Annotated in this window: 13 protein-coding genes; 9 read left to right on the top strand and 4 right to left on the bottom strand. The window is 63.7% G+C overall.

Translation table 11 applies throughout. The annotated features are described in order from the left end of the window. Nucleotides 1-56 precede the first annotated feature (56 nt). Together HH800_RS13755 and carA are read right to left on the bottom strand one after the other, a co-directional pair. Nucleotides 57-425: a ribonuclease E inhibitor RraB gene (locus HH800_RS13755; RefSeq protein ID WP_169861422.1), complete on the bottom strand. Its 369-nt coding sequence runs from the start codon at nucleotides 423-425 to the stop codon at nucleotides 57-59. Then, nucleotides 422-1,600 carry a glutamine-hydrolyzing carbamoyl-phosphate synthase small subunit gene (carA, locus tag HH800_RS13760; RefSeq protein WP_097382632.1) on the bottom strand — a complete coding sequence of 393 codons (1,179 nt, stop codon included), beginning with the start codon at nucleotides 1,598-1,600 and terminating at the stop codon, nucleotides 422-424. Before carA ends, HH800_RS13755 begins: the two co-directional genes overlap by 4 nt. 153 nt (nucleotides 1,601-1,753) lie before the next feature. Here carA and HH800_RS13765 point away from each other — a divergent pair, with 153 nt between their 5' ends. The 7 genes from HH800_RS13765 to HH800_RS13795 all read left to right on the top strand — a co-directional run bounded on the left by HH800_RS13765 (nucleotide 1,754) and on the right by HH800_RS13795 (nucleotide 9,808). Continuing rightward, nucleotides 1,754-2,206: a GatB/YqeY domain-containing protein gene (locus HH800_RS13765; RefSeq protein WP_004211770.1), complete on the top strand. Its 453-nt coding sequence runs from the start codon at nucleotides 1,754-1,756 to the stop codon at nucleotides 2,204-2,206. A gap of 77 nt (nucleotides 2,207-2,283) precedes the next feature. Continuing rightward, complete coding sequence (locus HH800_RS13770) at nucleotides 2,284-2,685, top strand: endonuclease domain-containing protein (protein ID WP_125987307.1); 402 nt, start codon at nucleotides 2,284-2,286, stop codon at nucleotides 2,683-2,685. 4 nt (nucleotides 2,686-2,689) lie between these two features. After that, nucleotides 2,690-4,579, top strand: a complete 1,890-nt coding sequence (dnaG, locus tag HH800_RS13775; protein WP_169861423.1) for a DNA primase — start codon at nucleotides 2,690-2,692, stop codon at nucleotides 4,577-4,579. 43 nt (nucleotides 4,580-4,622) lie between these two features. Next, nucleotides 4,623-6,662: an RNA polymerase sigma factor RpoD gene (gene rpoD / locus HH800_RS13780; RefSeq protein ID WP_004211766.1), complete on the top strand. Its 2,040-nt coding sequence runs from the start codon at nucleotides 4,623-4,625 to the stop codon at nucleotides 6,660-6,662. Between the two features lie 220 nt (nucleotides 6,663-6,882). Beyond that, nucleotides 6,883-7,566, top strand: coding sequence for a DUF6975 family protein (locus tag HH800_RS13785; protein ID WP_169861424.1), 684 nt, complete (start codon nucleotides 6,883-6,885; stop codon nucleotides 7,564-7,566). A 99-nt stretch (nucleotides 7,567-7,665) separates the two neighbouring features. Next, complete coding sequence (locus HH800_RS13790; RefSeq protein ID WP_010337204.1) at nucleotides 7,666-8,511, top strand: AAA family ATPase; 846 nt, start codon at nucleotides 7,666-7,668, stop codon at nucleotides 8,509-8,511. Between the two features lie 250 nt (nucleotides 8,512-8,761). Then, nucleotides 8,762-9,808: a hypothetical protein gene (locus HH800_RS13795; protein WP_169861425.1), complete on the top strand. Its 1,047-nt coding sequence runs from the start codon at nucleotides 8,762-8,764 to the stop codon at nucleotides 9,806-9,808. Nucleotides 9,809-9,868: 60 nt separating this feature from the next. Here HH800_RS13795 and HH800_RS13800 read toward each other — a convergent pair whose 3' ends face one another. Next, complete coding sequence (locus HH800_RS13800; protein WP_169861426.1) at nucleotides 9,869-10,738, bottom strand: DUF3617 domain-containing protein; 870 nt, start codon at nucleotides 10,736-10,738, stop codon at nucleotides 9,869-9,871. A gap of 122 nt (nucleotides 10,739-10,860) precedes the next feature. On the opposite strand from HH800_RS13800, the gene HH800_RS13805 reads away from it, so the two are divergent. Continuing rightward, on the top strand, nucleotides 10,861-11,715 hold the full coding sequence (locus tag HH800_RS13805; RefSeq protein ID WP_169861427.1) for a DUF817 domain-containing protein: 855 nt from the start codon (nucleotides 10,861-10,863) through the stop codon (nucleotides 11,713-11,715). Here HH800_RS13805 and HH800_RS13810 read toward each other — a convergent pair. Beyond that, nucleotides 11,703-13,067 carry a methyl-accepting chemotaxis protein gene (locus HH800_RS13810; RefSeq protein ID WP_029547663.1) on the bottom strand — a complete coding sequence of 455 codons (1,365 nt, stop codon included), beginning with the start codon at nucleotides 13,065-13,067 and terminating at the stop codon, nucleotides 11,703-11,705. The genes HH800_RS13805 and HH800_RS13810 overlap by 13 nt on opposite strands. A 146-nt stretch (nucleotides 13,068-13,213) precedes the next feature. Here HH800_RS13810 and HH800_RS13815 point away from each other — a divergent pair, with 146 nt between their 5' ends. Next, nucleotides 13,214-14,389 carry a vWA domain-containing protein gene (locus HH800_RS13815; protein ID WP_169861428.1) on the top strand — a complete coding sequence of 392 codons (1,176 nt, stop codon included), beginning with the start codon at nucleotides 13,214-13,216 and terminating at the stop codon, nucleotides 14,387-14,389. Nucleotides 14,390-14,604: the final 215 nt, after the last annotated feature.

Here is a 14,604-nt window from a genome sequence, read left to right on the forward strand (position 1 = left end):
TTTGGCCTCTGATTTACAGTTGAAGGCGCTCACGCGCACAATTTGAATAATGGCGGTCAATGCACGCCTCCCGCCTGCGCCTCGCAGCCCCAGCCGTCATATTCGACGCCGCAGAGGATTTCGATCTGGAGGCATTTGCGGGTCAGCGCGCGGATCGAGGCTTCGTCGACCGGTTGCACGCATTCCAGGAACAGGAACAGGTCGCCTTCCTCATCTTCCTCGCGGTCCAGTTCGACGAAGCCGAACTGGCTGGCGATGGTCAGGACGCGCTCGAAATCCTTCTCGCTGCCCCGGAAGCTGACATCCACGGGTCGCGCGAGACGCGCGACGTCGCCATTGCGCTTCAGGTTGGCGAGAACCTCACGGTCCGCCTCCCACTCTGCGGCGAGGCGCGCTTCGTCAACCGGGGGCAGGTTCTGGCTCACGCGGCGACCGCACCCTTGAGGCCATCGACGAACTTCTTGAACAGGTAGAAGCTGTCCTGCGGGCCGGGCGAGGCTTCGGGGTGATACTGGACCGAAAAGGCGTTCTTGTCGGTCAGTTCGATGCCGCAATTGCTGCCGTCGAACAGCGAGACATGGGTCGAGCGCGCATTGGCCGGCAGCGTGTCGACATCGACGGCGAAGCCATGGTTCATGCTGGTGATCTCGACCAGACCGTCCGACAGGCGCTTGACCGGATGGTTGGCGCCGCGATGGCCCTGATGCATCTTGATCGTCTTCGCGCCGACGGCCAGGCCCAGAAGCTGGTGGCCAAGGCAGATGCCGAAGACGGGGATGTCGGCGGCCAGTACCTGCTGGATCACCGGCACGGCATAGTCGCCGGTCGCGGCCGGATCGCCAGGGCCGTTCGACAGGAACACGCCGTCGGGATTGAGCGCCTTGACCTGGTCAAAGGTCGCGGTAGCGGGCAGCACGGTGACGCGCGCGCCGGCCTTCACCAGATTACGGAAGATGTTGTTCTTCGCGCCATAATCGATGGCAACGACATGGGGGCGTTCATCACCCGCTTCATTGAGGCCATAGCCATGGCCGATGGTCCAGATGCCGTCCTTCCACAGGCGGCTTTCCTTGCCCGTGACTTCGATGGCGAGGTCCATGCCTTCAAGGCCCGGCCAGGCGGCCGCCTTGGCCGCGAGCGCGGCGATGTCGAAATTGCCGTCGGGATCATAAGCGATGACGACGTTGGGCGCGCCCTTCTCGCGGATCAGCCTAGTCAGCGCGCGGGTGTCGACACCGGCGAGGCCGATGCGGCCCTTGTCCTTCATCCACTGGTCGAACGGTTCGACATTGCGGAAATTGCTGGGCGCGGTGACGTCCTGGCGCACGATGCAACCCAGCGCATAGGGGCTGTCGGCTTCGACGTCGTCGAGATTGGTGCCGACATTGCCGATATGCGGGAAGGTGAAGGTGATGATCTGCCCGGCATAGGAGGGATCGGTCATGATCTCCTGATAGCCGGTGATCGAGGTGTTGAAGCAGAGTTCGCCGACCGCGTCGCCGACCGCGCCGAAGCCGCGACCGAAGACGGCGGAGCCATCGGCAAAAACCAATACCCCTGTCGCTCCTTTGGGCACAATGAGGGTCTTGGCGTCAGCCATGGTCTGCGGTCCTTTATGCTTTTGCGGGAACCCGTCTGGTGCGGGTTAAACGGCCGGTCACCTATTCCCGCAACGCGTGAAGGTCAACGTCTGTTAAAAATCTCTTTTCGCATTATATCTACTCCTTTCCCGAGAAACAGGATTAATTCGCCCATGATTCGCGACACCATCAAGAGCGCCCAAGTGGAGTCCATGAAGGCCGGCGACAAGGATCGCCTGGCTGCCGTGCGCCTGATCCTGGCCAAGCTCAAGGATCGCGACATCGAACTGCGCACCGCCAGCAATGTGCCCGACGACGACACAGTCGTGGTCGAGGTGCTGCAGAAGATGGTGAAGCAGCGCCGCGAATCGATCGACATGTTCAAGAGCGGTGGCCGCGACGAACTGGCGGCCAAGGAACAGGCCGAGCTGGACGTGATCGAAACCTTCCTGCCTGCGCAGCTGAGCGAGGACGAGACCCGCGCCGCGATCGAGGGCATCAAGGCCGAGATCGGCGCGGAAAGCGTCAAGGACATGGGCAAGGTGATGGCCGTGCTCAAGGAACGCCATGGCGCGGTGATCGACATGAGCAAGGCGAGCGGGCTGGTGAAGGCGGCGCTGAGCTGAGTTAGCACCGGGCTGACACGCGCATGCGATACTGACATAATAGCCCCTCCCTTCCAAGGGAGGGGTTGGGGTGGGTGATGGCGCTGCGCATCAATGCGAGACTCGGTCAATTTGCGCGCAAGATGCGGCGCGAGCCCACGGAATATGAACGCCGCCTTTGGGGCGCCCTACGCGGTTCCCAGCTGGACGGCTTCAAATTCCGCCGACAAGCCGTGATCGAACCCTATATCTGCGACTTTCTCTGCCCCCTCCTCGGCCTCATCATAGAAGTCGATGATGATAGCCATGATGCTATCAAGGATCGAGATAGAGACTTTGACCTTGCACATCAGGGCTATCTGGTTTTGCGCTTCTCCAACATCGACATTCGGGATAATCTGGAAGGCGTGCTGAGCGTCATTCTGGATCGCGCCCGCGCCATGCCGGAAAGGCAGAAGATCACCCACCCCAACCCCTCCCTTGGAAGGGAGGGGCTTTAATTAGATGACCCTCACGCCCCAATGGCTGGACGAGCTGCGCGCGCGGACGTCGCTTTCGACGTTGATCGGCAAGACCGTGAAGGTGCAGAAGGCGGGCCGCGAGTATAAGGCCTGCTGCCCCTTCCATAACGAGAAGACGCCCAGCTTCACGATCAACGACGAGAAGGGCTTTTATCACTGCTTCGGCTGCGGCGCGCATGGCGATGCGATCCGCTGGATGACCGACCAGCGCGGCCTGCCCTTCATGGAGGCCGTGAAGGAACTGGCGGCAACCGCCGGCATGGAAGTGCCCGCCGCCGATCCGCGCGCAGCCAAGCGCGCCGAGCAGACCAAGGGGCTGCATGACGCAATGGCGGCGGCGCAGAGCTTCTTCGAGGACCAGCTTGGCGGCATCGACGGCGGCGACGCCCGCGCCTATCTCGCCAAGCGCGGCATCAGCGATGCAACCCGGCGCACGTTTGGCTTTGGCTATTCGCCGGATTCGCGCGGGAAGCTCAAGACGTCGCTGCGCGATTTTGGTGAGCCGATGCTGGTCGAGGCCGGCTTGCTCATCGACCCTGACGGCGAACGTGACACGTACGATAGGTTCCGCGGTCGCCTCATGCTGCCGATCCGCGATATTCGCGGCCGGGTGATCGCCTTTGGCGGCCGGATCATCGGCCAGGGCGAACCCAAATATCTGAACTCGCCCGACACCCCGCTCTTCGACAAGGGGCGTACCCTCTACAATATCGACCGCGCCTCCCCCGCCAGCCGGCAAAGCGGCCGGGTGATCGTGGTCGAGGGCTATATGGATGTGATCGCGCTGGCCCAGGCCGGTTTCGGCGACGCCGTCGCGCCGCTCGGCACGGCGCTGACCGAACATCAGATCGAACGACTGTGGAAGATGGTCGAGGTGCCGATATTGTGCTTCGACGGCGATGCGGCCGGGCAGAAGGCGGCGATCCGCGCGGCGACCCGCGCCCTCCCCCTGCTGCGTCCCGGCCATAGCCTGGCCTTCGCCACCCTGCCCGCCGGGCAAGACCCCGACGACCTGCTCCGCGCCGAGGGGCCGCGCGCGATGGACGCGGTGCTGGCTGGCGCCCAGCCGCTGGTCGATCGCCTGTGGGAGCATGAGCAGAAAGTCGGTCCGCTCGACACGCCCGAACAGAAGGCGGCGCTCAAGCAGCGGCTGGCCGCCCATAGCGACTCGATCCAGCATCCCGATGTCCGCGCGCTCTATGCCCAGGCATTCCGGGAGCGCTATGACGCGCTCTTCTTTGCCCGGCCGGATCGGTTTGGCGGCGGCCAGCGTGCCCCGCGCGGCTCCGGTGGCGGTGGCAGCCGCGCCGGCTGGCAGCGCGACAAGAAGGGCAATTGGAAGCCGCCCATCCCGCCCGCCGGCAACGAGGCGCGGGAGATCGGTGCGAGCGGCATGGAACATCGGTTGCTGCGCGCGATTTTGGCCAGCCTGCTGCGCGATCCGGAGCAGATTATCCTGCACCGCGAGACGCTGTCAGGTCTGCGAATCGGCGATCCCGCGCTGGCGCGATTGCTGGATGCGATGATCGCCGCATCCTTCCGCAAAGAAACAGTTGAAACGCAGGCCCTCCTTACCATATTGGGGCAAGGTGACTTGTATAATATGGCTAAGGGGATGCTCCGGGCCGATACGTTCACATTCACCCCACATAGGATGACAACCGACCCCAGTCGCGTGCAACGCGACCTGGACGAGGCCATCCGGGTGATGGCGCAAGGACCGGAGCTGGAAACGGCGCTGGCGGAGGCTACTAGACGGTTCGAGAGCGACTTCAGCGAAGAGAATTTCGCTGAACAGCAGCGCATCCGCGCGCTGAAAGCCGATCACGACAGCCGCCTGGCGGAACTGGCGCAGTCCGAAGACATTGTTTGATTGAGGCTCGTTCCTGTTGGGACGACGGAGTTAAGGCGAATAGATGGCGACCAAGGCGAACAGCAAGAATGGCGGGATGGGCGATGGCGAGGATGGCGATGCCCCCCTGCTCGACCTCAACGAAGCGTCCGTCAAGAAGCTGATCGCCCGCGCGAAGAAGCGCGGTTACATCACCTATGACGAACTGAACGACGCCCTGCCGCAGGACCAGATGTCCTCCGAACAGATCGAGGACATTATGTCGGCGCTCAACGAGATGGGCGTCAACATCGTCGAGAATGAAGAGGCGAGCGAAGACGGCGACGAGCAGCGCGAGCGCGAGGAAGCCGACGACGCCGACGATGATTCGAGCGACGATGACGGCCCCAAGCTCGTCACCGAGAAGAAGAAGGAAACGGTCGATCGCACCGACGATCCCGTGCGCATGTATCTGCGCGAGATGGGCGCCGTCGAACTGCTCAGCCGCGAGGGCGAAATCGCCATTGCCAAGCGCATCGAGGCCGGTCGCGACACGATGATCCTGGGCCTGTGCGAAAGCCCGACCACCTTCAACGCGATCATCGAATGGTCGACCGCGCTCAACAATGGCGAGATGCAGCTGCGCGAGATCCTGGATCTCGACGCCATGCTGTCCAAGGATCCTGCTCCTGAAAATATGGAGGAAGGCGCCGAGGATGATGATGGCGAGATCAGCGAGAAGACCGCTGGCCCCAGCTTCAAGGAAGAGGAAGAGCCGGAGGAGGAATCCGCCGACGGCGACGAGGACGAGGATGGTGCGCCCCGCGCCCGCCGCGAGGAGGACGAGGAAGAGGACAACACCCTGTCCCTCGCCCAGATGGAAGAAACCTTGAAGCCGATGGCGCTGGAGAAGTTCGCGACCATCACCGAAATCTTCCGCGCCTTCTCCAAGGCCCAGGAATCGCGCATGGTCGCCATGGCGAACGGCGAGAGCCTGAGCCAGAAGGCTGAGGACAGCTATCATGAGCTGCGCGAGCAGCTGACCGCCGAGGTCGAGAGCGTCCAGTTCCACCAGCAGAAGATCGAATATCTGGTCGACCAGCTCTATGCCTATAACCGGCGCCTGACCGCGCTGGGTGGTCAGATGCTGCGCCTGGCCGAGCGCCACAAGGTGAGCCGCAAGGACTTCCTCGAGCGCTATATGGGCCATGAACTGGACGATGCCTGGCTGGAAAAGGTGCAGGGCCTCGACAAGAAATGGGCTGCCTTTGCCGCTGCCGAAGGCCGCGCCGTCGAGCGCATCCGCAACGAAGTGAGCGAGATCGCCCAGGCGACCGGCATGTCGCTCAGCGAATTCCGCCGCATCGTGAATATGGTGCAGAAGGGCGAGCGCGAGGCCCGCATCGCCAAGAAGGAAATGGTCGAGGCGAACCTGCGCCTCGTCATCTCCATCGCCAAGAAATACACGAACCGCGGCCTGCAGTTCCTGGACCTTATCCAGGAAGGCAATATCGGCCTGATGAAGGCGGTGGACAAGTTCGAGTATCGCCGCGGCTACAAGTTCAGCACCTATGCCACCTGGTGGATTCGTCAGGCGATCACCCGTTCGATCGCGGACCAGGCGCGGACCATCCGCATCCCGGTCCACATGATCGAGACGATCAACAAGCTGGTCCGCACCAGCCGCCAGTTTCTGCACGAGCAGGGCCGCGAGCCCACGCCGGAGGAAATGGCCGAGCGCCTGTCGATGCCGCTCGAAAAGGTCCGCAAGGTGATGAAGATCGCCAAGGAGCCGATCTCGCTCGAAACGCCGATCGGCGACGAGGAAGACAGCCACCTCGGCGATTTCATCGAGGACAAGAATGCGATCATCCCGGTGGATGCCGCGATCCAGGCAAACCTCAAGGAAACGGTTACCCGCGTCCTTGCCAGCCTGACCCCGCGCGAGGAACGTGTGCTGCGCATGCGCTTCGGCATCGGCATGAACACCGACCATACGCTGGAGGAAGTGGGCCAGCAGTTCAGCGTGACCCGCGAGCGTATCCGCCAGATCGAGGCGAAGGCGCTGCGCAAGCTGAAGCACCCCAGCCGCAGCCGCAAGATGCGCAGCTTCCTGGACCAGTAAATCCGGTCAGATTATCGCTTCAAACAAGGGCCCGGCCGGACATTCCAGCCGGGCCTTTTGTTTTTCAAGACGATAGCATCATTTGTTAACCATAATGGCCTAGACCATTGGTGCCACATTTGCGACCAGCCGAAGCGACAAGTTTAACCCGGCGTTTACGCACCTTGCCCTAGATTGTGCCCAGCGGCGCCCCTTACGCCGTTGCCACAGGGAAATTTCTATGAGCGAAGTGACGGCGCTGCGCCGGGGCGACGATATTGCGCAAATCCTGGACATGCTGGTTCGGGCCGATGGCAGCTATAGCCACAGCTATCTGGCCCAGGCGAGCCAGGATGCCCGCTCGCGCGATGGCCTTGGCCTGCCCGACCTTGCCGATGCCGCCTATTATCTCTGCCTGCTCCATGGTCGCCATCCTGGCGTGATCGATCACGCGGCCACCCGCTCGGTCGACAATGCCGCACGCCGCTGGCTGATCGAGGCCGCCGACGCCTTTGCGCGGGAGCGCGCCTATCTGACCCAGGTCACCGTGGCCGCCGGCCCCGCCCCCAGCACGGCGGGCCAGAGCAGTTGCGAAACCATCGTCAGTCAGCAGCGCCATGCGCTCGACATGCTGGCCCAGTCCGACCGGCGCGGTTGCGCCATGGGCTCAGCGATCGCGTTGGTGCTGGACTGGCGCGCCGTGCGCAAGCTGCTGGACATTGCCGCGCTTCGTGCGGGCATCGAACCGGTTCCCTGCTCTTTGCCCGATCATCGGGCAACGCTGGACGTGGCGCGCGCCATTGGTGGCGATCCGGCCGTTGATCGCGCGATCCAGTTCGGCATGCGCCAACTCCTGGCCCAGCATCGTGGCCTGTGGGATGTGCTGGAGGCGCGCGCCGCCATCCGCCGGCAACAGCCGGCCTGATCCATCGCCCCACCGCTTGCCGCAACGCACAAACGCGTTGCGCCCCAATCCCGCTTTGCCTAGTCCGGTCCTCCAGCAATGATGGAGCGGAAGAGAGCCATGCGCTTTGAAGGCACCCAGGATTATGTCGCCACCGACGATCTGAAGGTCGCGGTCAATGCCGCCGTGCTGCTGCGCCGGCCGCTGCTGGTGAAGGGCGAACCGGGCACCGGCAAGACCGTGCTGGCCCAGGAAATCGCCAAGGCCATTAACGCCCCCCTCATCGAATGGAACGTCAAGTCGACGACCAAGGCGCATCAGGGTCTCTATGAATATGACGCGGTCGCCCGCCTGCGCGACGGCCAGCTGGGCGACGAGCGGGTCCATGACATCGCCAACTATATCCGCAAGGGCAAGCTGTGGGAGGCCTTCACCTCCCCCACCCTGCCCGTCCTGCTGATCGACGAGATCGACAAGGCCGATATCGAATTTCCCAACGACCTGTTGCAGGAACTCGATCGCATGGCCTTCCATGTCTATGAAACCGGCGAGACGGTCGCGGCCAAGGAACGGCCGGTCGTCATCATCACCTCGAACAACGAGAAGGAATTGCCCGACGCCTTCCTGCGCCGCTGTTTCTTCCACTATATCAAGTTCCCGGATCGCGAGACGATGCAGGCGATCGTCGATGTCCATTTCCCCGGCATCCAGAAGATGCTGGTCAGCCGGGCGATGGACATTTTCTACGACATTCGTGAAGTGCCCGGCCTCAAGAAGAAGCCCAGCACCAGCGAATTGCTCGACTGGCTGAAGCTGCTGCTGAACGAGGACATGCCGCTCGACGTGTTGCAGAATGCCGATCCGACCAAGGCGATCCCGCCACTGCACGGCGCGCTGCTCAAGAATGAGCAGGACATCATGATGTTCGAGCGCCTGGCCTTCATGGCACGACGCCAGGGGCGCTGAGGCCGCCGTCCAACCTGGCCGAATCGCGATCCTGACATTGACCGCACCCGGCTCTGTCGTGGCCGAAGGCGTCATCCGGACCGATGCTGCGCCGCAATGGGCCTGTCACGGCCCGCAATTGTCGCAATTTCCGGGGCAAATAACACTGGCAGCGTGAAGGCGGCTTGCGCCCCTGCGGAATCCGTGATTTCCTGATCCTCTGTCATTCAAGGCCGCGCCAAGACGGTCTGGATCGAGAGAGAGGATGCCAATGCCCCGACGTGCGTTGTTCCTATGTTCGATGGCCCTCTGCCTAGCCCTGCCCTCGCTGGCGCAGGCGGCGGACGATATCGAGGCATGGACGCCCAGTGATACTGCCATAAGTGCCACCGCCGCCGGCATCAGCCTGCCGCAGACGGTCGCCAGCCTGTCGTTGACCAAGAGCGGCGAAGTATCGAACGGCGGCAAGGGCATCGACAATTACGCCCAATATATTTCGCAGGATGGCGCCATCCAGGCGACCCTCTATGTCTATCTGCCCGCCTATGCCGACGCTTCACTCGCCGCCTACATGACCGACAAGGCGGTGATGGAGCGGTTTGGCGGCAAGACCCATCGCACCGCTTATGACAGCGTCGCCGCCGGCGCCCGCGCGGGCACGGCCATCCGCGCCGTCTATGATGATGCCGCCGATGGCGCGCTGACCACGGCGGCCGCCTTTGCCCATGCCGGACGCTGGATGGTGAAGCTGCGCGTCACAGGGCCGACCGAACGCCGCGCCGAGGTGCTGGCCGGATTGGACGGCATGCTGGCCGGCCTGAAATTCGACGATGCGACAAGCCTGCACGAGACCAGCCCCGCCAGCTTCAGCGCCTGCCCGACCGGCGATGGCGGCGACGCGCGCCTGACCAAGGCCGTGCCAAGCGGCACCGCCGGCCAGCCTGTGCCGCAGGAGGTCCGCATCCCGCGCGAGGGCAAGGACAATCTGTGCATTCGCGGCACCGTCCAGACCGCACAGGGCAGCTATGACATGCTGCAGCAGACGGGGCGCAGCGATGGCGCGATCATCGTGCCGGTCGACGATAGCGGCACCGTTCTCGCCTTCGATCCCGCCACCCGCGACCTTGGCTATCAACTGTCGATCCATATGGTCGGCCAGACTGACCTTTACGGCGTCTATGACAAGGTGCCCAGCGGCCGTCAGATCGCCGCGATCCTGGACGGCAAGGATCCCCAGACCGCCCAGGCCGAAGCCACGGCACTCTATGCCGCCAATGGCGAGGTGACGATCAGCCAGGGGGCACGCAAGCCCAACTGAGGCGGTTTTAGAAAATCCTGGGCGCTCCGGACATTATCCGGAGCGCCCTTTCGCTTCCGATCAGCGACCGGGGCACACGCCGACGCGCTCCCCCGACAATTCGGTCTTCAGGCTCCCGAAGAAGCGAGGCTTCTCAGGCCCCTTCCCGCGCGGCCCGCGTCCGCCAACCGTCTTGTGTTCGGCAGATGCCTCCAGCGCATCGCCCGTGACCGTTCCGTTCATCCTGCCATAGGAAAAGCCGCCATGCGCACGGCCGCAATATAGTCGCCCCTCGAATTTGCGCCCTGACACAGTGACCCGCCATTGGCGGCATCCATGCGGGCCACCGGCCCCAGCCGGCCGGGGCGGCCCCTCCACGGCATAGCGGATCGCCAGGTCATCGCGGCGGTCGGGAATGCAGGCCTCCCACTGGCGGGTGCCGGGAGGATGATGTCCGGATATGCTGCTTACATAGGTGCCAATCTCGGTAAAGCGCCACAGGCCAGGATTGATGGCATGGCGCGCGCCGGTGACGATGATCGCGTCGGATTTTTCGGCTTCGTCCGCTTGTGCATCCTGCCCGGCAGGGGCGGTTTCAAGTGCGGCCTCGCTCACCAGTGCAGGCAGGGTACCCCGATGATTGGCGAGATCATCGATCCGGGCATTGACACATTGCTTGGCCTCTTCGCGCCTTATCTTCCCGTCAAGCAGGCATTGCTGCAGCAACATGCAGATCGCCCGGTCGGCGGCCGGCGTGCCGGTCGTCCCGTCGAGATTGCAGGCCTTGAGCCAGGGGCCACGAAGCGCATATTCGATGTTGATGATCTTCATCCGGGCGGCGATCACGACGATCTCGTCCTGGGCCTGCTGGGGCGTATCGGTCCCCAGCGCCGCGCCCGACGCGCCGAGCAGCGCCAAAGCCACACCCCGCGTCCATCGCCGTCCCGCCATCGGCAGCCTCTCCTCATTTTTTTGTCGTTCCGTCAGCTTAACGATCATGCGCGCGCTGCAAAGCCCTTTCGTCGGGGCCGGAATGATTGGCGTCCGAGCCATGGCGCGCTAGACATGGGAACATGAACGACCCCACGGGCGCGACCCGCTTTGCGCGGATACGCGCCCATCTGGAATCGGTCCGCGTCGCGGCGGGGCCACGCGCCTGGGCCTATGAATTCCTGCTATTCAGCTTCAAGCAGGGCTGGGCCTGCCTGTTCGGCGGACTGATGCTGGCCCTGCTGCTCGCGACCCATCTATTCTATCCCGCCGGCGCGCCGCTGCATCGCTATGATTTCCTGACCCTGGCCGCAGTCGCGATCCAGATCGCGATGCTGGCCCTGCGGCTGGAAAGTCCGCGCGAGGCGCTGGTGATCTGCGCCTTTCACCTGATCGGCACGATCATGGAATTGTTCAAGACCCATGCGGGAAGCTGGGTCTATCCGGAGGCAAGCCTGCTCCATATCGGCGCCGTGCCGCTCTTTTCCGGCTTCATGTATGCCGCCGTCGGCAGCTATATCGCGCGGGTCTGGCGCATCTTCGACTTTGGTTTCAGCCGCTATCCGCCGGTCTGGGCGACGGTGCTGCTGGCGAGCGCCGTCTATGTCAATTTCTTTGCCCATCACTGGCTGCCCGATGTGCGGATCGCCCTGTTCGTGGGCGCCATCCTGTTGTTCGGACGCAGCTGGATATGGTTCACGCCCTGGCGGGAAGCACGGCGGATGCCGCTGCTGCTCGGCTTCTTCCTGGTTGCGCTGTTCATCTGGCTGGCGGAGAATATCGGCACCTTCGCCAATGCCTGGACCTACCCCAGCCAGCGCCACGGTTGGGAGATGGTCAGCCTGATGAAGCTGGGCGCCTGGTATCTGCTGATGATCATCTCCTTCGTGCTGGTCTCGCTGATCCACGGCATAAGGCGCGTCGATCAGATCAGATAGCCGACCTCATACAGGCCCCAGCGGCGGCCGGCGAAACGCAGCGGCACGAACACGCTGCGCAGTGCCCGATAGCGCCCCTCCCCCAGATTCTGGCGATAGGTGAAGAGGTAGAAGTCGTCGTCGCCGTCGAGCGCGCGGCGGGTCTGGGCATCCATGAAGATTTGCCGGTTGCGGGCATGTTCCATGTTCCAGCGCGGGTCGCCGATCCGCTGCGGCTGGCTGCGCGCGCTGATATGGGTGGGCAGATAGCCGTCCATGTCGATCAGGCAGCAGCCGATGATGGTCGCGTCCTTCGCGGTATGGCGGTCGAGCAACGGCCGCACCCGCAGATCGGCATAGGCGGTGAAACCGGTCTGATATTGGGTCGGTTCAGACCCCGCGATCGGTCGATGGCTGCGATCGAACAGCGCCTGTTGCGACAGTTCGCCGCGGGCCAGCGCATCCTCGATCAGCGCCGCGACCTCCGCCGCGCCATCCTCGGCCAGCGCGATATAATGGCTGTTGCGGGTCCGCAGCCTGCTCTGCGCCGCGGTGTTGAGCATGTCGTTGGCCAGGCTCTCCAGCGTCTCGATCTTGTCGCGGGCCATGTCGACACGTCCCGCGCTCTCGGTCGAGGAGCGGCCGAACAGCGCCAGCCCCTGGTCCAGCGCCGCGACATGGGCGTCCGCCTCGTCGGTGCAGGCGACGATCGCGCTGGATCGCTCGCCGAACTGGGTCACCAGTGAGGCGATTTCCGCCATGGACAGGCGCAGCTGGTCGATATGGGTGCCGACGTCGCGGCCGCGCTGGATATTCGCCTCCACCCCCCCGATCAGATGGCGGGCATCGCGGTCGAGCTGGCCAAGCTTGCTGCCGACCGAGGCCGAGGATTCGGCCGCCTGCTCGGCAAGCCGCCGGATTTCCTCCGCCACCACGGCAAAGCCCATCGTCGCCTCGCCGCCGCGCGCCGCCTCGATCGCCGCGTTGACGCCCAGCAGGCGGGTCTGGCGGGCGATCGTGCCGAGTTGGTCGGAAATGCCGCCCACCGCCTCGATCACCTGCAGGAACTGGCGCAGATGGCCTTCGAGGCCGGTGACATGTTCGACCAGCCCCGCCACCTCGCCCAGCGACAGGGTGATGACATCATGCCCCTCGGCGATGATGCGTCCGGCGCGCCCGGCGGTGAGGCTCAGTTCCTGGGCGGCGGCCACGCTCTCATTCTGGCTGGCGGTCAGCGTTTGCATGTTTGCCTGCAAGTCCGACAGGCGCGCCGAATCGCCCTGGATCCGGCGGTTCACTTCGCCCAGAAATCCAGCGGTTTCGCTGCATTGCAATGCTATGTCGCCCGACCGTTCCCCCAGGTCAGCCAACAATTCTCCGTTTTCCAAGCCGCCCCCGCAACTTAACTGTCACAATGAATACTGAACTGTTTACCGTGCGGCGCAACACTTAATATTTCGCCAATGCGATCCGCCCGGCGCTTGCATCCCCTCGCGCGCTGGCCGACAAGATCGGCACCATGATGCTCAATTTCCTCGACGCGCTGCGCGCCGCCGGCATCCCCGCCAGCATCAAGGAGCATCTGCTGCTCCTGGAGGCGCTGGACCGCGACGTGATCGAGCGGCGACCGGAGGATTTCTATTATCTCGCCCGCGCCACCTATGTGAAGGATGAGGGGCTGATCGACCGGTTCGATCAGGTCTTTGCCCGCGTGTTCAAGGGACTGCTGGGCCAGGACGGGGTCGAGGCGGAGATACCCGAGGAATGGCTGCGCCTGGTCGCGGAGAAGTTCCTCAGCCCCGAGGAGATGGAGAAGATCAAGTCGCTGGGCGACTGGGACGAGATCATGAAGACGCTCAAGGAGCGGCTGGAGGAGCAGAAGGAGCGCCACCAGGGCGGCAGCAAGTGGATCGGCACTGGTGGCACATCCCCCTTCGGCCATGGCGGCTATAATCCCGAGGGCGTGCGGATCGGCGGAGAAAGCCGACACAAGCGCGCGATCAAGGTGTGGGAAAAGCGCGAATTCGCCAATCTGGACAGCAATCGCGAGATCGGCACCCGCAACATCAAGGTCGCGCTGCGCCGGCTGCGGCGTTTTGCGCGGGAGGGGGCGGCCGACGAACTGGACCTGGACGCCACGATCCGCGGCACCGCGCGGCAGGGCTGGCTCGACATCCGGATGCGGCCCGAGCGGCACAATGCGGTCAAGCTGCTGCTGTTCCTGGACGTGGGCGGATCGATGGACCCGCATATCAAGCTGTGCGAGGAGCTGTTTTCGGCCGCGACCAGCGAATTCAAGAATATGGAATTCTTCTACTTCCATAACTGCCTCTATGAAGGCGTGTGGAAGGATAATCGCCGCCGCTTTGCCGAACGCACGCCGACCTGGGACGTGCTGCACAAATATGGCAATGATTATAAGGTGATCTTCGTCGGCGACGCGGCGATGAGCCCCTATGAGATCAGCCATCCGGGCGGGTCGGTGGAGCATATGAACGAGGAAGCCGGTGCCGTCTGGCTGCAGCGGGTTGCCCATACCTATCCCGCAACCGTGTGGCTCAACCCCGCGCCGGCGGAACATTGGGGCTATAGCCAGTCCACCCGCATCATCCGCGACCTGATGAACGAGCGCATGTATCCGCTGACGCTGGAGGGGCTGGACGATGCGATGCGGGAGTTGACGCGCAAGCGGTAAGATCGGCCTTCCGCGGCGCGCGGGCATGTCCGACAGGTCAAAGAGCCGTCTGCATAGTGGCGGAGAGGCGCTGTGTAGGACAGCGCGAATTTGCCGGTTTGAGGATCGGCCGACTGGGCTGATGACGCGACAGTTTATTTCGGTCCGAAGTTCACAGTGTCGTCGGGCGATTTAGGGCCTTTTGCACCTGTCACGCGCCTGTGGCGCGAGTGTTG

The organism is Sphingobium yanoikuyae (assembly GCF_013001025.1).
In the GTDB taxonomy this organism is placed as follows: Bacteria; Pseudomonadota; Alphaproteobacteria; order Sphingomonadales; family Sphingomonadaceae; genus Sphingobium; species Sphingobium yanoikuyae_A.

Excerpts from the sequence above, each read along its gene's own strand:
- HH800_RS13790 (WP_010337204.1), top strand. The coding sequence starts at position 7,666 with ATGCGCTTTGAAGGCACCCAGGATTATGTCGCCACCGACGATCTGAAG.
- HH800_RS13805 (WP_169861427.1), top strand. The coding sequence starts at position 10,861 with ATGAACGACCCCACGGGCGCGACCCGCTTTGCGCGGATACGCGCCCAT.
- HH800_RS13770 (WP_125987307.1), top strand. The coding sequence starts at position 2,284 with ATGGCGCTGCGCATCAATGCGAGACTCGGTCAATTTGCGCGCAAGATG.
- carA (WP_097382632.1), bottom strand. The coding sequence starts at position 1,600 with ATGGCTGACGCCAAGACCCTCATTGTGCCCAAAGGAGCGACAGGGGTA.
- HH800_RS13765 (WP_004211770.1), top strand. The coding sequence starts at position 1,754 with ATGATTCGCGACACCATCAAGAGCGCCCAAGTGGAGTCCATGAAGGCC.
- HH800_RS13815 (WP_169861428.1), top strand. The coding sequence starts at position 13,214 with ATGATGCTCAATTTCCTCGACGCGCTGCGCGCCGCCGGCATCCCCGCC.
- HH800_RS13795 (WP_169861425.1), top strand. The coding sequence starts at position 8,762 with ATGCCCCGACGTGCGTTGTTCCTATGTTCGATGGCCCTCTGCCTAGCC.
- rpoD (WP_004211766.1), top strand. The coding sequence starts at position 4,623 with ATGGCGACCAAGGCGAACAGCAAGAATGGCGGGATGGGCGATGGCGAG.
- HH800_RS13785 (WP_169861424.1), top strand. The coding sequence starts at position 6,883 with ATGAGCGAAGTGACGGCGCTGCGCCGGGGCGACGATATTGCGCAAATC.
- HH800_RS13800 (WP_169861426.1), bottom strand. The coding sequence starts at position 10,738 with ATGGCGGGACGGCGATGGACGCGGGGTGTGGCTTTGGCGCTGCTCGGC.
- dnaG (WP_169861423.1), top strand. The coding sequence starts at position 2,690 with ATGACCCTCACGCCCCAATGGCTGGACGAGCTGCGCGCGCGGACGTCG.